Annotated in this window: 19 protein-coding genes and 1 pseudogene; 12 read left to right on the top strand and 8 right to left on the bottom strand. The window is 63.5% G+C overall.

Annotation, left to right across the window (positions count from 1 at the left end):
- Positions 1-65: 65 nt before the first annotated feature.
- A complete protein-coding gene (locus ACSQ3E_RS20295; RefSeq protein WP_436124065.1) occupies positions 66-950 on the bottom strand; it encodes an NAD(P)-dependent oxidoreductase in 885 nt (294 codons plus the stop codon).
- Positions 951-1,120: 170 nt separating this feature from the next.
- Here ACSQ3E_RS20295 and ACSQ3E_RS20290 point away from each other — a divergent pair, with 170 nt between their 5' ends.
- Positions 1,121-1,420 (top strand): winged helix-turn-helix transcriptional regulator, encoded by a 300-nt coding sequence (locus ACSQ3E_RS20290; RefSeq protein WP_436124064.1) that lies wholly within the window; start codon positions 1,121-1,123, stop codon positions 1,418-1,420.
- A gap of 58 nt (positions 1,421-1,478) precedes the next feature.
- On the opposite strand, the gene ACSQ3E_RS20285 is transcribed toward ACSQ3E_RS20290, so the two are convergent.
- A complete protein-coding gene (locus tag ACSQ3E_RS20285) occupies positions 1,479-1,886 on the bottom strand; it encodes a lysozyme inhibitor LprI family protein (protein WP_436124063.1) in 408 nt (135 codons plus the stop codon).
- A 242-nt stretch (positions 1,887-2,128) separates the two neighbouring features.
- On the opposite strand from ACSQ3E_RS20285, the gene ykgO reads away from it, so the two are divergent.
- The 3 genes and pseudogenes from ykgO (at position 2,129) to ACSQ3E_RS20270 (ending at position 4,105) form a co-directional block, all read left to right on the top strand.
- The gene (ykgO, locus tag ACSQ3E_RS20280; protein ID WP_018429929.1) at positions 2,129-2,254 is read left to right on the top strand and encodes a type B 50S ribosomal protein L36; all 126 of its coding nucleotides are present in this window, start codon (positions 2,129-2,131) and stop codon (positions 2,252-2,254) included.
- A gap of 79 nt (positions 2,255-2,333) precedes the next feature.
- Positions 2,334-2,915 carry a tetratricopeptide repeat protein gene (locus tag ACSQ3E_RS20275; RefSeq protein WP_310321189.1) on the top strand — a complete coding sequence of 194 codons (582 nt, stop codon included), beginning with the start codon at positions 2,334-2,336 and terminating at the stop codon, positions 2,913-2,915.
- Positions 2,916-3,045: 130 nt separating this feature from the next.
- Positions 3,046-4,105 (top strand): annotated as a pseudogene (locus tag ACSQ3E_RS20270) (alpha/beta fold hydrolase).
- A gap of 85 nt (positions 4,106-4,190) precedes the next feature.
- Here ACSQ3E_RS20270 and pyk read toward each other — a convergent pair.
- Both pyk and ACSQ3E_RS20260 read right to left on the bottom strand, forming a co-directional pair.
- A complete protein-coding gene (pyk, locus tag ACSQ3E_RS20265; RefSeq protein WP_310321185.1) occupies positions 4,191-5,627 on the bottom strand; it encodes a pyruvate kinase in 1,437 nt (478 codons plus the stop codon).
- The gene (locus tag ACSQ3E_RS20260) at positions 5,624-6,073 is read right to left on the bottom strand and encodes a DUF1036 domain-containing protein (RefSeq protein ID WP_310321184.1); all 450 of its coding nucleotides are present in this window, start codon (positions 6,071-6,073) and stop codon (positions 5,624-5,626) included. Before ACSQ3E_RS20260 ends, pyk begins: the two co-directional genes overlap by 4 nt.
- Positions 6,074-6,360: 287 nt before the next feature.
- Here ACSQ3E_RS20260 and ACSQ3E_RS20255 point away from each other — a divergent pair, with 287 nt between their 5' ends.
- The 3 genes from ACSQ3E_RS20255 (at position 6,361) to ACSQ3E_RS20245 (ending at position 7,892) form a co-directional block, all read left to right on the top strand.
- Complete coding sequence (locus tag ACSQ3E_RS20255) at positions 6,361-7,158, top strand: N-formylglutamate amidohydrolase (RefSeq protein ID WP_436124062.1); 798 nt, start codon at positions 6,361-6,363, stop codon at positions 7,156-7,158.
- Positions 7,159-7,169: 11 nt separating this feature from the next.
- On the top strand, positions 7,170-7,478 hold the full coding sequence (locus ACSQ3E_RS20250) for a DUF1244 domain-containing protein (protein ID WP_436124061.1): 309 nt from the start codon (positions 7,170-7,172) through the stop codon (positions 7,476-7,478).
- Positions 7,479-7,631: 153 nt separating this feature from the next.
- A complete protein-coding gene (locus ACSQ3E_RS20245) occupies positions 7,632-7,892 on the top strand; it encodes a DUF2312 domain-containing protein (protein WP_067956960.1) in 261 nt (86 codons plus the stop codon).
- A 58-nt stretch (positions 7,893-7,950) separates the two neighbouring features.
- On the opposite strand, the gene ACSQ3E_RS20240 is transcribed toward ACSQ3E_RS20245, so the two are convergent.
- Positions 7,951-8,529 carry an NADPH-dependent FMN reductase gene (locus ACSQ3E_RS20240; RefSeq protein ID WP_436124060.1) on the bottom strand — a complete coding sequence of 193 codons (579 nt, stop codon included), beginning with the start codon at positions 8,527-8,529 and terminating at the stop codon, positions 7,951-7,953.
- 142 nt (positions 8,530-8,671) lie between these two features.
- On the opposite strand from ACSQ3E_RS20240, the gene ACSQ3E_RS20235 reads away from it, so the two are divergent.
- The 4 genes from ACSQ3E_RS20235 (at position 8,672) to ACSQ3E_RS20220 (ending at position 12,446) form a co-directional block, all read left to right on the top strand.
- Positions 8,672-9,646 carry a LysR family transcriptional regulator gene (locus tag ACSQ3E_RS20235; protein ID WP_436124059.1) on the top strand — a complete coding sequence of 325 codons (975 nt, stop codon included), beginning with the start codon at positions 8,672-8,674 and terminating at the stop codon, positions 9,644-9,646.
- A 99-nt stretch (positions 9,647-9,745) separates the two neighbouring features.
- Positions 9,746-11,098: an LLM class flavin-dependent oxidoreductase gene (locus ACSQ3E_RS20230; protein ID WP_436124058.1), complete on the top strand. Its 1,353-nt coding sequence runs from the start codon at positions 9,746-9,748 to the stop codon at positions 11,096-11,098.
- A gap of 23 nt (positions 11,099-11,121) precedes the next feature.
- Positions 11,122-11,931, top strand: coding sequence for a sugar phosphate isomerase/epimerase family protein (locus ACSQ3E_RS20225; protein WP_436124057.1), 810 nt, complete (start codon positions 11,122-11,124; stop codon positions 11,929-11,931).
- Between the two features lie 161 nt (positions 11,932-12,092).
- Positions 12,093-12,446 carry a hypothetical protein gene (locus ACSQ3E_RS20220; RefSeq protein ID WP_310321172.1) on the top strand — a complete coding sequence of 118 codons (354 nt, stop codon included), beginning with the start codon at positions 12,093-12,095 and terminating at the stop codon, positions 12,444-12,446.
- A 77-nt stretch (positions 12,447-12,523) separates the two neighbouring features.
- Here ACSQ3E_RS20220 and msrB read toward each other — a convergent pair whose 3' ends face one another.
- The 3 genes from msrB to ACSQ3E_RS20205 form a co-directional block, all read right to left on the bottom strand.
- Complete coding sequence (gene msrB / locus ACSQ3E_RS20215; RefSeq protein ID WP_436124056.1) at positions 12,524-12,928, bottom strand: peptide-methionine (R)-S-oxide reductase MsrB; 405 nt, start codon at positions 12,926-12,928, stop codon at positions 12,524-12,526.
- A gap of 192 nt (positions 12,929-13,120) precedes the next feature.
- Positions 13,121-13,459 carry a hypothetical protein gene (locus ACSQ3E_RS20210; protein ID WP_436124055.1) on the bottom strand — a complete coding sequence of 113 codons (339 nt, stop codon included), beginning with the start codon at positions 13,457-13,459 and terminating at the stop codon, positions 13,121-13,123.
- A 1-nt stretch (position 13,460) separates the two neighbouring features.
- Entirely contained in the window at positions 13,461-14,651 is a 1,191-nt protein-coding gene (locus tag ACSQ3E_RS20205) for a vWA domain-containing protein (RefSeq protein WP_436124054.1), read from the bottom strand.
- 227 nt (positions 14,652-14,878) lie between these two features.
- Here ACSQ3E_RS20205 and ACSQ3E_RS20200 point away from each other — a divergent pair, with 227 nt between their 5' ends.
- Positions 14,879-15,952 (top strand): GH25 family lysozyme, encoded by a 1,074-nt coding sequence (locus ACSQ3E_RS20200; protein ID WP_436124053.1) that lies wholly within the window; start codon positions 14,879-14,881, stop codon positions 15,950-15,952.
- Position 15,953: the final 1 nt, after the last annotated feature.

The raw sequence follows: 15,953 nt of genomic DNA, 5'->3' as shown, positions 1-15,953 counted from the left end.
TTCATATCAAGTGTCGGGCGTGAGGCTGGCCGACTAGGCGGCCAGCTTCCTCGTTACTACGGCTCTCAGGCGACCTTGCCCATGAACTGCGACAACGCCGCGAAATCTCCGTGCAACTGGCCGGCTGCAATCGCCCGCTGGAAGATGGAGCCATAACCGTCAACCACGGAGCGGTCGATGCTCCGCGCATCCATGAGTTCCAGGAGATGTTGGAACGCACTGTGATGGATGGCGATCGACGACAGCGTCTCCTCGTCGCTGGCAAAACGGCCGGCATGGGTGCGCTTGATGAGGTCAGTGACAAGTCCCTCGACCACTGGCGCTGTCGCCGTCCACTGCCGGCCCAGTTCGCCCAGATCGATGTCTTCGGCCTGGCTTACGGCGATCGCGTTGAGCGCTCCGAACAATGCGCCCCACATCAGGGCCAGCAAAGCGCTATCAAGCGCATTGGCACGTCCAGGATCTTGTCCGACATGCTGGACGTTACCGCCCAATGCGCGAAAGACGGCCTCGTTGTCCTGAAAGGCCTGGCCCTGCCCCGAGACCAGGATCGTACCCGCATCCGTGCCGATGAAGTCAGGCGTCGCCATGATCGCGCCATCGAGATAGCTGGCGCCGTGTCTGGCGCACCATTCGGCGACATCGCGGGCACCATGCGGCGTTCCCGACGTCAGTTCGACGATCAGCTTGCCGCGAATGGCGGAGGCGACGGCGTCGTCACGAAGGATGTCTGCGGTCGCGGCGTAGTCGCTGACATTCACGATGATGACTTCAGCTGCGGTGACGGCCTCCAGCACCGAAGGTGCTACGGTTGCACCGAGCAAGGCCAGCGGCTCGGTCTTTTCCTTTGTCCGGTTCCAGACTGTCGTGCGATGACCTGATGCAAGCAGGGCGCGGGCAAGGGCCGACCCCATGCGGCCTGTTCCAACAACCGCAATTGAACGCTTCATTCCAACTCTCCATATCCAGTGGCGGCGCCACGATGCGACTTCGGTCGCGACGTCGTGGAGGTATGGTGAGATGAGCGGCACACAATACGAACCGGGACGTAAGTGGTCACCTGGCGGTAAGGGGAGCAGCATGGACAATACGGCGGACAATGGCTTTGCAGGCGGTCAGGATGACCGAAGGCAAATGGAAGATAGACATCCTTTGCCAGCTCGGAACGGCATCGCGCCGGTTCGGCCGGCTGCGGCAGTCGATTCCGGGCATCAGCGAAAAGATGCTGGCGCAGCAATTGCGCGAAATGGAAGCCGACGGGCTTGTCGACCGGAAAGTCTATTCGGAGACGCCGGCCAAGGTTGTCTATTCGCTCACCGAACGCGGCGCAGCACTCAATGCGGCAGCGGACTCGCTGTGCCGCTGGGGCGCGCAGTTCGGCCTTCCCTGCGAGGCGCAGAACAAGGTGGGATACGCCTGAGACGATACCAGCCGGTCGTCCCTTCACCCGATGTTGAACAGCAAGCGGACAGGCCGCCTTACTGGCCCGGTACCGGGCAGCTGAGGTCACCTTCCTCGCATTTGAGGTAGATGCCGAGCTGCGCCACGCGCGCGTCGGTCAGGCCCTGCAGGCAGCCGGAATGGATCATCGGCTGGATCGACCCGCCTTCGACGCCGGAGGATGCGAACTTGCACTCGGCGTCGCGGAAGGCGATCCAGGCGCGCTGCGAATCCTGCAGCATCTTGCGCGCATCCGCGTTGTCGGACAGGCATTTCATGATGTCGCCATAGGCGGTGTTGAGTTTGGCGTCCGAGGCCGCGTAGTCGGCAGCCGCGCAGATGTTCATGCCCATCTGGGTCTGGTCGTTGCGGTAACATTCCTCGGCCGACGCCACCGATGCCAGCATCGCGCCCGCCATTGAGATCAAGAGAATCGAAAGCCGCATCTGCCTCTCCGTTGCCTGACGAACGGGAGGATTCCAGCGAGGCTGTCCACTGGCAAGTCTCCGCTTCGGCATCGCCATGACCATTGCCGGCAAAAAAGCCGATCAAACCGCCACGCTGTGCCCTCTCGCGGTTGACTGGCCAAGACTCCTCGTCTAAGAGCCACTCACACAAATTGGGCGCGCACTTTGGGCGCGCTTTGGTTTCGGCCCGGAAGATGGGCCCCATCTGACGGGTTAGTGACATGAAGATCAAGAATTCGCTCAAGGCGCTCAAGGGCCGCCACCGTGACTGCCAGCTGGTTCGTCGCAAGGGCCGCATCTACATCATCAACAAGACTGCGCCGCGCTACAAGGCCCGCCAGGGCTGATGCTCGTCCGGCCGCTCGCGGCCGGCGCATCACGGCAATTTCAGTTTGACGTTCCCATGCGGGGGTCTAGAATTTCCGCATGCGGAGCGTTTTTGCCTTTTTTATCCTGACCATTGCGGCAACGCCGCTGCCGCTCCAGGCGTTTGCCCAGTCGAGCGGCGATACCGTTGTCGCCAAGGCCGACACCCAGCTCGATTCGCTGTTTTCCGATCTCAAGCGCGAGCGCAATGAAAAGGCCGCCGAACGCCTCGCCAACCGGATCTGGGAGGCCTGGTACAGATCTGGCAGCGCCTCCGTCGATTTGATGATGCTGTGGGCCCAGCAGGCGCTGGAAGCCAAGAAATTCGACGTCGCCCTCGACTTTCTCGACCAGGTGGTGACGCTGCAGCCCAAATACGCCGAAGGTTGGAACCGCCGCGCCACCGTGCATTTCATGATGGGCAACTTCCGCAAGTCGATGACCGACATCGAGCGCACGCTGGAACTCGAGCCGCGCCATTTCGGCGCCCTCTCCGGCATGGCCCAGATCATGGCCGCCACCAACCACAACGAGCTGGCACTGCAGGCCTGGCAACGCGTGCTGGTCATCTATCCGATGCTGCGCAACGCCCAGAACGAGGTGTCGCGGCTGGAGGAAGAGCTGGCGGGCGAAGGAATTTGAGCGAATAGGGGATTAAGGGAATAGGGGAGTAGGCCAACGTCGCCGATTGCACCTGCTGCCTTGCTGTCTTACTGCCATACTGCCTTACTCCCCTATGCCCATACTCCCTTATTCCCCTCCCACGAGCCGCATGAACATCCTCACCTTCGTCCTGGTCCTGCTCGTTGCGATCGTGCTTGCGCTGGCTGGCTTTACCGGTGTGGCATCGTGGCTGATCGAGCGCCGCAACCCGCCCGTCGGCAGCTTCATCGACATAGCTGGCACCAACATCCATTACGTCCATGTGCCGGCGCCTGCTGGCGCCGAGCTGCCGCCGCTGGTCTTCATCCACGGGGCGTCCGCAAACCTGAAGGACCAGATGCTGCCGCTCAGGCGGCAGTTCGAAGGCCGCGCCGAGATGCTGTTCTTCGACCGACCGGGCCATGGCTGGTCCGAGCGCGGGCACGGCAACAACGAGACGCAGGAAGGGCAAGCCGCGACCATGTGCCCTGATGGACAAGCTCGGCATCATGGACGCGATCATCGTCGGCCATTCGTTCGGCGGCGCGATCGCGGCGACCTTTGCCCTGGAGCATCCTGAGAAGACGCGCGGGCTGCTGTTCATGTCGGCGGCAACGCATCCCTGGCCGGGCGGCGACACGTCCTGGTATTACAGCCTGAGCGCCAGGCCGGCGGTCGGGCGGCTGTTCGCGGCGATGGTGGCCAATCCGGCCGGGCTGATGCGCATCGATGCGGCGACGACCTGCGTGTTCTCGCCCAACAAGGTACCCGATGGCTATGTCGACGAAGCCTCGATCAAGCTCGTGCTGCGGCCACAGGCGTTTCGCGCCAATGCGATCGACGTCGAGGGGTTGTACCGGCACGCGCTGAAGGCGGCACCGCGATATGCCGAAATCAAGGCGCCGACGGCGGTGATTTCTGGCGACGCGGACACTGTCGTCTACGAGGAGATCCACTCGATCGGCCTTGCCCGCGACATTCCTGGCGCCGAGCTGGTCTGGGTCAGGAACCTCGGCCACAAGCCTGACTGGGTGGCACCCGATCTGGTCGCGGCAGCGGTTGAAAAGCTCGCCGGCCAGCCGCGCGACCTGCAGGCCATGGCGCGGCAGGTCGAAGCCCGCATAGCGGGCGATGAGTTCGGCACGGATATGTGCGTGAACGAGAAGGCGCCGATTAGGGCAGTAGGGTAATAGGGCAGTAAGGCAGTAGAGAGTCAGGCGTGGACGGCCGGAGCCGCCTATTGCCCTACCCCCTTACTGCCTTACTCCCTTAAACTTACCTGCTGCCTTTGCCTTCCGGACCGACATAGGCGATGCGCAGCATGTTGGTCGATCCGGGAGTGCGAAGCGGCACGCCGGCGGTGATGATGACGCGGTCGCCGGCAGCGGCGAAACCTTCGTTGAAGGCGACGTTGCAGGCGCGATCGACCATGTCGTCGAGATTGACGGCATCCGGCGAAACGACGCAATGCGTGCCCCACAGCAGCGACAGGCGGCGCGCAGTGTCCAGGATCGGCGACAGCGCGATCACGGGCACCTGTGGCCGTTCGCGCGCCGCGCGCAGGCCGGTGGTGCCAGAGGCGGTATAGGTGACGATCGCCGACAGTTTCAGCGTTTCGGCGATTTCGCGCGCCGCAAGCGAGATTGCGTCGGCGCCGGTCGCTTCCGGCTGCGAGCGCTGGGCGTTGATGATGCCGGGATAGGTCGGATCCTTTTCGACCTGCTGGGCGATGCGGTCCATCGTTGCCACCGACTCGACGGGGTACTGTCCGGCAGCGGATTCGGCCGACAGCATGATCGCGTCAGCGCCTTCGAACACCGCGGTCGCCACATCAGAGACCTCGGCGCGTGTCGGCACCGGTGCCGTGATCATCGATTCCAGCATCTGGGTGGCAACAACCACCGGCTTGCCGGCACGGCGCGCTGCACGGGTGATCTGCTTCTGGATGCCGGGCACGGATTCGATCGGCATCTCGACGCCGAGATCGCCACGGGCGACCATCAAGGCATCGGAGAGCTCGATGATTTCGGCAAGGCGAGCAACCGCCTGCGGCTTCTCGATCTTGGATAGCAGCAGCGCACGGCCCTGGGCGATCTTGCGCGCTTCGGCGAGATCCTCGGGGCGCTGGATGAAGGACAGCGCGACCCAGTCGACACCGGTCTCGAGCACCGCGTCGAGGTCCTTGCGGTCCTTCTCGGTCAGCGCGCCGACCGGCAGGTCGGTATCGGGCAGGCTGACGCCCTTCTTGTCGGAAATCTTGTTGCCGGCAACGACCGTGCAAACGATCGACTTGCCGTCGGTCTTGGTAGCCCTGAGCTCGAGCTTGCCGTCGTCGATCAGCAGGCGATGGCCTTCCTGGACCGACTTGAGGATTTCGGGATGCGGCAGGTGGACACGCTTGTTGTCGCCAAGCTCGGCATTGTCGTCGAGGGTAAAGGTCTGGCCGACGGTCAGCTCTTCCTTGCCGTTGGCGAACTTGCCGACGCGGAGCTTCGGCCCCTGCAGGTCGGCGAGGATGCCGATCGGCCGGCCAACCGCCTCCTCGACCTTACGGATGCGACCGACGAGCGTGCGCATCGAATCGTGGTCGGTGTGGCTCATATTGATGCGGAAGACATCGGCGCCCGCATCGAAGAGCTTGCGGATCATGACCTCGTCGGAGGAGGCCGGACCGAGTGTGGCGAGTATCTTGACCTTGCGGCTGCGTCTCATTGACCGTTCGTTCCCGAGGCGGCCGCATTGCCGCCGCCCGTTGCGGGCTCGTCGGTGAGCTGGACCATCCAGTTCGCCTGCTCGCCCGTGTCGTATTCCTGGAAGCCGGCACGCTGGAAACCGCGTGCTACGCAGTCGGTGACCCCGGCAACCTTGAACTCTTTTTCAGCCACGCACATGTTGATGGGGCCGTCCCAGCGTCCGCCTCGCTCGGCATCTTCTGCATAGAGATAATAAAACCTCGATGACAGCGGGCCCTCGATCAGCGTTTTGCAGGTCTGCCCCTCGATGTGCCACCAGCCTTCGGTGATCCAGCCGGCCTTGGCGCGATAGCCGATGCCGACGCCGACGAGGCTCTGGGTCGCGTTGCAGACCCTGAAGTCGGCATGCGCAGGCGTCGCGGCAACAGAGGCAAACAGGGGAACCGCCAGGAAAAGGAAAAGCATTGCGAAGGCTGAGCGTGCGCGCGGCCTCCCGGCAAGTTCCATCCCCAAGCCCCTCTTCGACGTATTCTTCATTTTCTGGTGCCCTTTTCGGCAATGTGCAGGCGCATGTCAACGCATGGCACGGCGCTTATCCAATCGATTTAGATGCGCTCAGCCGCAGTGATTTGCCGCCCCATCTGGCATATTCGAAAAAAGGTTGGCAAAACAACGGCGTTAGCACATATCCCCACAGCAGCTGCGGCGACGAAAACTACACCGAAGCCGTGCCGAAGGACAATTTGCCTCCGATGACGCGAAACACTCTCTTTGCCCCGTTCGAAATCATCGAGGGCGACCGCGGCCGCGGCCTGGTGCTTTTGTGCGACCATGCCCGGCGCGACCTGCCGCAGGAATATGGCGATCTCGGCCTGCCACCCGAGGAGTTCGAGCGCCACATCGCCTATGACATCGGCGCCGAGCAGGTGACCCGCAAGCTGGCGGCGATGATGGGCGCGCCGGCGGTGCTGGCCAACTTCTCGCGCCTCCTGATCGATCCCAACCGCGGCGAGGACGACCCGACCCTGATCCGCCAGCTTTATGACGGCTCGGTCATCCCGGGCAATTATCCGATGTCTGCCGAAGAGCGCGAGCGCCGGCTCGACACTTTCTACCGGCCCTATCACGACGCTGTCGGGGCGATGATCGCCTCGGTGCACAAGGAGACCGGAACGGCACCCTTCATCCTGTCGGTGCATTCCTTCACCCCTGTCATGCAAGGCCGCGCCCGACCGTGGCATGCCGGCGTGCTGTGGGACATGGACCATCGTGCCGCCTGGCCGCTGATCGAAATGCTGGCCGAGGACAAGGCCATCATCGTCGGCGACAACGAGCCCTATGACGGGGCGCTGCGCGGCGACACCATGTACAAGCACTGTATCGTCAGCGGCTTTGCCCATGCGCTGATCGAGATCCGCCAGGACCTGATCGGCGACGACGCCGGCACCAGCGCCTGGGCAAATCGGCTCGCGCCGATCGTTGACGCGATCAACAGCCGTGCCGATATACACGAGGTCAAACAATTCGGCTCGCGCACCGGGCCGCTGTGATGGAGAGCAAGATGGCCGAACTCAGCGAAGCGCAGCAGCGCGAATTCGAGGCGGCCGCCTTCCGCCGCCTGCTCGAGCATCTGCGCGAGCGTTCCGACGTGCAGAACATCGACATGATGAATCTCGCCGGTTTCTGCCGCAACTGCCTGTCCAACTGGTACCGCGACGCGGCAGCAGGCGCCGGCGTCGAGTTGTCCAAGGAGACATCACGCGAGATCGTCTACGGCATGCCTTATGCCGAATGGCAGGCCAAGCACCAGCGCGACGCCACTGACGCGCAGAAGGCGGCCTTCGAGACCAGCCGGCCCAAGGATCACTGACCCAGGGATCACCGGGCGGATTTTACGTAGCGTCCTGTCAGCTGCGCCGCCACGTCCCCTTGACCCTCCTGCCATCATCGGGCATCGAACCGGGCCTAAATGCCCCATGGCGCGCCGAGTCGCGCTGTTCCAATCACAATTGCGGAGTGCCCCATGGCCGACGAAATCACCGATACCAGCCAGACCGTTGCCGCCGGCCAGTTGCGCGCCTTCATCGAGCGCATCGAGCGGCTTGAAGAAGAAAAGAAGACCATCTCCGACGACATCAAGGACGTCTATGCCGAGGCCAAGGGCACCGGCTTCGACACCAAGGCCCTGCGCACCCTGATCCGCCTGCGCAAGCAGGACCAGGCCGAGCGCGACGAGGCAGAGGCGATCCTCGACCTCTACAAGGCTGCCCTCGGCATGAGCTGAGGCCAATTCGGCCGCGGCGCATCCAAAGCGATGCGCCGCAGCCCTCGTAGCGAGCACTTCACGCCACGCACAAAGGCTGCTGCGACACAGCCATGCTGGCTTTGCCCGCCCCAAACGCGCCCGCAAAGTCCACGACCTGACTGACCATCAGCGCGATCTGGTCACCACAATCACAGTTAGGCAGCGACGAATTGGTTATGACGCCCAACGGTGTCGGCCAGCCGCGCAGGGCGTGCACGATCGAACGCAGATGCTGCAGCGTCGAACCGCCCGCCTGCCATCCGGCAGCCGCAGCGATCAGGCCGACCGGCCGCCCCTCGAGATAGGGCCTGGTATCGCCACGCAACTCCTCGACGTAGTCCAGCGCATTCTTGATCATGCCCGACACCGAGCCATGATAGCCCGGTGATGCGATGACGACGCCATCGCAGCGGCGCAGCGCTTCGATGAATTCCTGCTCCACCGCACCCGGCTTGGCCGTGCCATAGATCGGAAACAGCAGCCGCTCGCCGCTGAAGGCCAGCGTGTCCGCACCCGCCGCCTGCGCTGCCGCCAGCGCCTGGTGCAGCAGCCGCTCCGACGACGAACCATTGCGCGTCGTGCCGCCGATCCCGACGATAAGGGGTTTTGCCGCCATTATGTCCTCCCGAGGCATCGCTGTTTCGGCTTTCAGCAGACAGGCAGCAGCTTTCGGCTGCAAATGACCTTTTCGGACGAGGCGATCTCGTTTCGGCATCGGCACAGTCGGTACGATCAGACCCCGTTGCGCGTGGTGCCAGATGACCGCCGATGCCCCAGACCTCAAGCCCGAGGGCCCGAAGGAGAGCCGCAGCTTTGGCCGGCTTGGCATCCGCCGGACCCAGCTCCTCAAGAACCTGCAGCACTTCGTCGTCGCCGCCGAACTCGGCAGCTTCCACAAGGCGGCTGACAGGCTGGCGATCGTGCAGTCGGCGCTGTCGCGGCGCATCGGTGAGTTGGAAGCACAGCTCGGCGGCAGGCTGTTCGAGCGCGAACCGACCGGCGTACGGCTGACCTTGGCCGGCGAAGCGCTACTGGAGGACGCGTCACGCATCTTGCGTGAGGTCGACCTCGCAATCCGGCGCTTCGACCTGATCGACAGCGGGCAGGTGTCGCTGCTGCGCGTCGGCTTCAATGGCGCGGCGATGATGTTTGCGCCGATCCCCGACGGGCTGCAGGCATTCCGCAGCGCCAATCCCACGGTCGAGCTCCGGCTGACGCCGATGCTGTCGGAGCAGGCTTTCCAGGCACTGGTGGCGGGTACGATCGACCTCGCCCTAGCCTATGAGCTCGGCTATCCGCACAGCCTGAAGTCGCGGCAGCTTGTGCTCGACGATCTGGCGCTGGCCCTGCCCGAGCATCATCCACTCGCCGCCAACAGTGGGCTTGGCGTAGAGGACCTCGACGGCGCCGACTTCATCGGCATGGACCTCGCACAATCAGGCCTGATGGCTGAGAAGGTCGCGCAGGCCCTGCACTCCAGCGGCGTCGCCATCCGCGTGCTGATGGAGACCGGCAGCACCGAGGCGACGCTGAGCCTGGTCGCGGCGGGCCTCGGCATCGCCTTCGTCAACCGCTCCCAGGCTGGCCGCCATCCTCCGAACGTCGTCATTCGCGACGTCACAGGATTTTCGGTGCCGCTGCCGCTCAAGCTGTTCTGGCGCGCGGAGATCGAAACGCCAGTGTTGCTGCGCTTTGTCGAGACATTAGCCGGGCAATTCGAGGCCACGGGATGAGTGGTCTGATTTCGAGATCGCCCCGTCGAAAACGGTCATTTGAAAACATGCATGGCCTCCAGGAAGTTGCCCGCAAACGCGACAGGAGGAGGCCATAGCATGACCAGGGAAATCAGGCTCAACGCGCTCGACCAGTGCAATCCGAGCTTCCTCGCCTTCGGCCTGTGGAGCCATCCGCGCGACAAGGCACTCGATTTCACCAGCATCGACTATTGGGCCGACTACGCCCGCCTGCTTGAACGCGGCCTGTTCGATGCGCTGTTTCTGGCGGACTCGCTCGGCGCGCCCGACACCTACCAGCAGAGCTTCGCACCGGCGTTCCGCAGCGGCGCGCTGGCGCCGAGCCTCGATCCCGCGGTGATCGTGCCGGCCATGGCGCTGGTGACCAAGAATCTCGGTTTCGCCATCACCGGCAGCGCATCTTACGAGACGCCTTATCTGTTTGCCCGGCGCATGACGACGCTGGACCACATGACCCGCGGGCGGATCGGCTGGAACATCGTGACGTCCTTCCTGCGCAGCGGCGCGCTGGCCATGGGCCGCGACGAGCTGGCCGAGCACGACGCGCGTTACGACGCCGCCGACGAGTTCATGGAGGTGATGTACCGCCTGTGGGAAGGCTCCTGGGCCGACGGCGCGCTGAAACGCGACAAGGCGAGCGGCACCTATGCTGACCCTGCCCTAATCGCCGAACTCGACCACGGCGGCCCGCACCACAAGATCCGCGCGGTCAGCGCCGCCGAACCCTCGCCGCAGCGCACGCCGATGCTGTTTCAGGCAGGCGGATCGCCGCGCGGCCGCCATTTCGCCGCCACCCATGCCGAAGGCATCTTCATCAACGGCCCGAAGCTCGAACTTGTCGCGCCGCAGGTCGCCGACATGCGCAAGCGCGCCGCCGAGCTTGGCCGCGACCCGAGGAGCCTGAAATTCTTCGCCGGCGCCACCATCATCGTCGACGAGACCGAGGCCCGCGCCCGCGCCAGCTACGAGGACTACAAGCGCCACACAAGCGTCGAAGGTATGTTGTGCCAGCTGTCGGCGGCACTTGGCATCGACCTGTCGAAGTATCCGCTGGACGAGCCGATCCGCTACGAGAAGACCGATGCTGCGCATTCGCAGCTCGAAATCCTGACGCGCAAGGGCACCTGGACGGTGCGCCAGGCGGCCGAAAGCATGGTGGTCAGCGGCCGCAACCTTTTGATCGTCGGCACGCCGGATCAGGTTGTCGATGAACTCGCGCGCTGGGTCGAGCACGCCGATGTCGAGGGCTTCAACATCGCTCGCATCCTGGCACATGAGACGATGGAGAACTTCATCGACATGGTGGTGCCGGAGCTCCAGCGGCGCGGCATGTTCAAGACCGAATATGGCACAGGCACCCTGCGCGAGAAGGTGACGGGCGCGGGCCCGCGCACCGCGCCCGACCATCCAGCCTCAAAGTACCGCAGATAGGGTTAGCCATGAGACGCTTCTCGATGTCGTATCTGACCGCACCTGTCGTCTCGCCGCTCGAGTCGATCCGGATCGCGGCGGAGGCCCGCTACGATCATCTCGGATTGCGCATCCATCCGACAACGGCGGCCGACGCGCCATCGCCTTTGCTCGGCAACAAGGCGCTCGTCACCGCGTGCAGACGCCTGCTCGGAGATACAGGGTTGACGGTGACGGAGGTCGAAAGCTGGATGATCCGCAAGCAATTCGATCTGTCGCAAAGTGCCGCCGCCATGGAGGTTGCGGCAGCGCTCGATTCGCCTCGCCTGATCGTTGTCGCCGACATGCGCGGTACGATCACACAGACCGAGATCGAGGACCGCTTTGCCGCCCTCGCCGAAATGGCTTCGGGCTTCGGGCTCGGCGTCGACTTCGAACCGATTGCCCACCGCGCTGCCGGGACGCTCGCCGAAGCGTTGGCTGTGGTGACGGCAGGCGCAGCTTACGGCGCCGGGTTGATCCTCGACATGCTGCATATCGACCGAATGGGTATCTCGGCCGAGCTGGCATCGATCGACCGGAACCTGCTCCACAATATCCACCTCTGCGACGCTCCGCCTGCGCCAGCTGACCTTGAAACGATGGTGCGCCACTCGGCCTTCGACCGCGACCTGCCCGGCGACGGCGCATTGCCGCTGAGGGCCTATCTTGGTGCCCTGCCCGCCGACCGGCCGCTCAGCATCGAGATTCCGATGATGCGGCTTGGCGATAGCGTTTCACCTCTGGAGCGAGCGCGCCGCTGTCTGACCGCCTCGCGGCAATTGGTCGAAAGCATCGATGGTCTGCTCGCCTGACGAGTGTGGGGCAGACAAATGCTTGCAATCGTTCACTGTATTGGCAAGTGAAGCTTTGGTTGGACTTGTAAAGACGACTGAGATGATGCCCTATTTACATGCTACAATGCATGGTGCGACGGGCCGCACGCCGGCTCGCCGCGAAGGTGAAGAGGTCGGGCATGAGCAGCGCGGGACAATTCCACCCCTCTGACAACCCTCTGGGCGGACAAGGCGGGCTATCGGCCTTCTTCTCGCGCCGCTGGAACGGCGAGGTGCCGCTCGGCCAGCTGTTCTGGTGGGACATGGTGGTGGTTGGCAGCATCATCAACATCGCCACGACGATCGTTGCGCTGCTGATCCTGGCCGCCAAGATGTCGGCCCTGCTGGCAGTCGCCGTCCACCTGATCCCGCTGCCCTACAACCTGTTCCTTTATGGCAGCGTGCTGCGCACGGCCGACATGACTGGACTCCCTAACACCGGCGCCATCAAGATCAGCGCCACGCTCTGGATCATCCTCGCCAGCCTGCTTTGATCGCCAGGAAACTGGTTGCAGTAGTCAGATGACAACGCCGCGGGCAGTACCCGCGGCGCGTATTGATAAAGAGCGAACTAGGCGGCCGGCTCGAAGTTCAGCGCTACGCCGTTGATGCAGTAGCGCAGGCCGGTGGGCGGCGGGCCGTCGGGGAAGACGTGGCCGAGATGGCTGCCGCAGCGCGAACAATGGCATTCAGTCCGCACCATGCCGTAGCTGCGGTCGACGGTGTTTTCGACGGAGCCTTCGACGGGATCGTTGAAGCTCGGCCAGCCGGTGCCGCTTTCGAACTTCAGCTTGGATTCAAACAAAGGCTGGTCGCAGCCGGCGCATGTGAAGGTGCCGGCGCGCTTTTCGTAAAGCAGCGCGCAGCTGCCCGGCCGCTCGGTGCCGTGGTGGCGCATCACCTGGTACTGCTCCGGCGTCAGCAGCGCGCGCCACTCGGCGTCGGTGCGGGTCACGGGGTAGGTTTTGGCGTCCATTCTGGGGATCTCCCTCGATTGTTCTTCTTGTTCGTGGTCTTCGCACAGATAGTTACGAAAGGCGCTGACTGACAGGGCATCACTTCATGGTGAGCCGAAACGCCTGGTAATCCGTCCCGCTTCCGCGACAGCATGGTCGCGGTTTCCTATTCGCTTCAGACCTTGCACTAACCGCATGCAAAACGAGCTGCGCTATTCTCCTTGGTGGTAATATGGACTGTCGGGATGGTTGAAACGATCCCCATCAAATTCTGCTTCAATATCAGGTGGAAGGGCATTCCTCAGTTTTCGATAGTAGCACTCCTGAATGAGTTGGAGTGCACCGCCTTCCTTGCTACCCAAGAACGTCTTGACGTCAGCAAGCGAACGATAGTGCAGAGGCTGGTGAAAGAAGCGGTTCAACTCACCCATGGTCTCAAAGACAAACATCAGTTCGCGGAGCGGCATCGAAACCATCCGATCAGCCGGGATCGTATCGAGCCCGTATACGACCTGCTCTTCAACGCTGGTGTAGCGGCGGCTCTCCGTCATCTCAGTGCTTCCGCGACAGCTGCTTCGTCGCAGCTTCCAGCCCGGCGAGCGTCAGCGGGTACATGCGGTCGGCGAAGATTTCCGAGATCATCTTGATCGAGCTCGTGTAGCCCCAGTGCTTTTCCTGCGTCGGGTTGAGCCAGACGGCGTTGGGCCACTGGTCAAGCACGCGGCGCAGCCAGAGCGCGCCCGGCTCCGGATTCCAGTGCTCGACCGAACCGCCGGCATAGGCGATCTCGTAGGGGCTCATCGAGGCGTCGCCGACGAAGATGACCTTGTAGTCGTGGCCGTATTTGTGCAGCACGTCGAGCGTCGGAATGACCTCGGCATGGCGGCGGCGGTTGTCCTTCCAGACGCCTTCGTAGAGGCAGTTGTGGAAGTAGAAATATTCGAGCTGGCGGAACTCGACGCGTGCCGCCGAAAACAGCTCTTCGACCACCTTGATATGGTCGTCCATCGAGCCGCCGACGTCGAAGAACATCAGAAGCTTGACGGCGTTGCGCCGCTCGGGTCGCGTCTTGACGTCGAGATAGCCGTGGTCGGCCGTGGCGTGGATTGTGCCGGGCAGATCGAGCTCTTCCTCGGCGCCCTCACGCACCCAGCGGCGCAGGCGCTTGAGCGCCACCTTGATGTTGCGCGTGCCGAGCTCGACGGAATCGTCGAAATTGCGGAACTCGCGCTTGTCCCACACCTTGACCGCGCGGCGATGGCGGCTCGTCTCCTGGCCGATGCGCACGCCTTCGGGATTGTAGCCATAGGCGCCGAAGGGCGAGGTGCCGGCAGTGCCGATCCACTTGGAGCCGCCCTGGTGGCGGCCCTTCTGCTCTTCGAGCCGCTGCTTCAGCGTCTCCATCAACTTGTCGAAGCCGCCCAGCGCCTCGACAAGTTTTTTCTCCTCGTCGGTCAGCGTCTTCTCAGCGAGGCGGCGCAGCCACTCCTCCGGGATGTTGGCGACGTCGACACCGCCCTCGCCCGCAACGGCCTCCACGCCTTTGAAATAATGCGAGAAGACCTTGTCGAAGCGGTCGATATGGCGCTCGTCCTTCACCAGCGCCGCACGGGCGAGATAGTAGAAGCCCTCGACGTCATAGCTGACGAGATCGGCGTCGAGCGCCTCCAGCAGGGACAGGTATTCACGCAGCGACACCGGAACCTTGGCCGCCTTGAGCTCGAGGAAGAAGGGTATGAACATGGCGGGCACTTTGCTTCGGCGCGCTCGCGCAGGCAAGTCCGCCGATGCCGCAGCCATGGCCTGCAATCGCAGCATCGACATATTGGCAGCGTTGCAACACCCAAAATCTAATTAAAGTAAAAATCGGATTCAGTCTTTCTTGGTAATTTCCCGTTAGCAATTGCCGTCAGTGGGGAAGCGGGGGCGAGTCTGCCTCCGATCCGAGTTTGTTTTGCGTACGGGTACCTATGCGTTTCTCAGCGGCGTCAGCGATCGTTCTCGCCAGCCTGGCTCTTGCCGGCTGCACCTCGAGCTCGGGCCTCGGCAGCCTGATGGAGCAGTCGTCGCCCTCGCCTGAGACGACGAGTTCGGTGATCAGGCCCTCCGCCGACATCGCACCAATGGTCGCACAGGCGCCCGCGCCCCAGCCGGTCATGGCCGCACCCGTCGAAGTGGCCACGATGACCGCACCGCCGGTGCAGGTGGCGATGGCAATGCCCACGCCGATGCCGCAAACGCCGATGGAACCCGCCATCGAGCTTGAAGACATGCCGACGCCCGACACCAAGCCGATCGCGCTGATTGCGCCGTCGCGGCCGATGAAGGCAACGCCTTTTGCGCCGGGCCAGATCTACGGCCGCCGCTTCCGCGACGCCAAGCCGATCAACTTCGGCAAGGCCATGTCGCCCAAGAACTTCGCCGTCCATGGCGTCGACGTCTCACGCTGGCAGGGCGAGATCGACTGGCCGAAGCTGCGCACGCAGGGCGCCAACTTCGCCTACATCAAGGCCACCGACGGCGGCGACCATCTCGACCCGATGTTCCGCAAGAACTGGCGCGCGGCCGAGGCCGCCGGCCTGAAGCGCGGCGCCTATCACTTCTTCTACTGGTGCCGCACCGCCGGCGAGCAGGCCGACTGGTTCATCCGCAACGTGCCCAAGGTTCCTGGCGCGCTGCCGCCGGTCATCGACGTCGAATACAACGGCGAATCGAGCTGCAAGCGGCGCCACAACCCGGAAAAGATCCGCGAGAAGATGCAGGTCTTCATGGACAAGCTGGAGCGCCATTATGGCCAGCGTCCGGTCATCTACACCGCGCCCGACTTCTACCGCGACAATCTGCGTGGCCACTTCCAGAACTATCCGTTCTGGCTGCGCGCCGTGGCCGAGCCGCCATCCAAGGTCTATCCCGGCCGCAACTGGGTGTTCTGGCAGTATTCGGGCTCGGGCCTGTCGCATGGCGTCGACGGCAAGATCGACCTCAACGTCTTCCGTGGCAACGCAGCCCAGTGGCACCAGTGGGTGGCAAAGACCGCGGGCTGAT

The sequence above is a fragment of the Aminobacter sp. LjRoot7 genome (assembly GCF_964252895.1).
In the GTDB taxonomy this organism is placed as follows: Bacteria; Pseudomonadota; Alphaproteobacteria; order Rhizobiales; family Rhizobiaceae; genus Aminobacter; species Aminobacter aminovorans_B.
The sequence above is the reverse complement of the archived record's forward strand: the minus strand, read 5'-3'. Positions and strand labels throughout refer to the sequence as shown.

Coding starts and splice junctions, on each gene's coding strand:
- ACSQ3E_RS20295 (WP_436124065.1), bottom strand. CDS start 950: ATGAAGCGTTCAATTGCGGTTGTTGGAACAGGCCGCATGGGGTCGGCC.
- ACSQ3E_RS20290 (WP_436124064.1), top strand. CDS start 1,121: ATGACCGAAGGCAAATGGAAGATAGACATCCTTTGCCAGCTCGGAACG.
- ACSQ3E_RS20285 (WP_436124063.1), bottom strand. CDS start 1,886: ATGCGGCTTTCGATTCTCTTGATCTCAATGGCGGGCGCGATGCTGGCA.
- ykgO (WP_018429929.1), top strand. CDS start 2,129: ATGAAGATCAAGAATTCGCTCAAGGCGCTCAAGGGCCGCCACCGTGAC.
- ACSQ3E_RS20275 (WP_310321189.1), top strand. CDS start 2,334: ATGCGGAGCGTTTTTGCCTTTTTTATCCTGACCATTGCGGCAACGCCG.
- pyk (WP_310321185.1), bottom strand. CDS start 5,627: ATGAGACGCAGCCGCAAGGTCAAGATACTCGCCACACTCGGTCCGGCC.
- ACSQ3E_RS20260 (WP_310321184.1), bottom strand. CDS start 6,073: ATGCTTTTCCTTTTCCTGGCGGTTCCCCTGTTTGCCTCTGTTGCCGCG.
- ACSQ3E_RS20255 (WP_436124062.1), top strand. CDS start 6,361: ATGACGCGAAACACTCTCTTTGCCCCGTTCGAAATCATCGAGGGCGAC.
- ACSQ3E_RS20250 (WP_436124061.1), top strand. CDS start 7,170: ATGGCCGAACTCAGCGAAGCGCAGCAGCGCGAATTCGAGGCGGCCGCC.
- ACSQ3E_RS20245 (WP_067956960.1), top strand. CDS start 7,632: ATGGCCGACGAAATCACCGATACCAGCCAGACCGTTGCCGCCGGCCAG.
- ACSQ3E_RS20240 (WP_436124060.1), bottom strand. CDS start 8,529: ATGGCGGCAAAACCCCTTATCGTCGGGATCGGCGGCACGACGCGCAAT.
- ACSQ3E_RS20235 (WP_436124059.1), top strand. CDS start 8,672: ATGACCGCCGATGCCCCAGACCTCAAGCCCGAGGGCCCGAAGGAGAGC.
- ACSQ3E_RS20230 (WP_436124058.1), top strand. CDS start 9,746: ATGACCAGGGAAATCAGGCTCAACGCGCTCGACCAGTGCAATCCGAGC.
- ACSQ3E_RS20225 (WP_436124057.1), top strand. CDS start 11,122: ATGTCGTATCTGACCGCACCTGTCGTCTCGCCGCTCGAGTCGATCCGG.
- ACSQ3E_RS20220 (WP_310321172.1), top strand. CDS start 12,093: ATGAGCAGCGCGGGACAATTCCACCCCTCTGACAACCCTCTGGGCGGA.
- msrB (WP_436124056.1), bottom strand. CDS start 12,928: ATGGACGCCAAAACCTACCCCGTGACCCGCACCGACGCCGAGTGGCGC.
- ACSQ3E_RS20210 (WP_436124055.1), bottom strand. CDS start 13,459: ATGACGGAGAGCCGCCGCTACACCAGCGTTGAAGAGCAGGTCGTATAC.
- ACSQ3E_RS20205 (WP_436124054.1), bottom strand. CDS start 14,651: ATGTTCATACCCTTCTTCCTCGAGCTCAAGGCGGCCAAGGTTCCGGTG.
- ACSQ3E_RS20200 (WP_436124053.1), top strand. CDS start 14,879: ATGCGTTTCTCAGCGGCGTCAGCGATCGTTCTCGCCAGCCTGGCTCTT.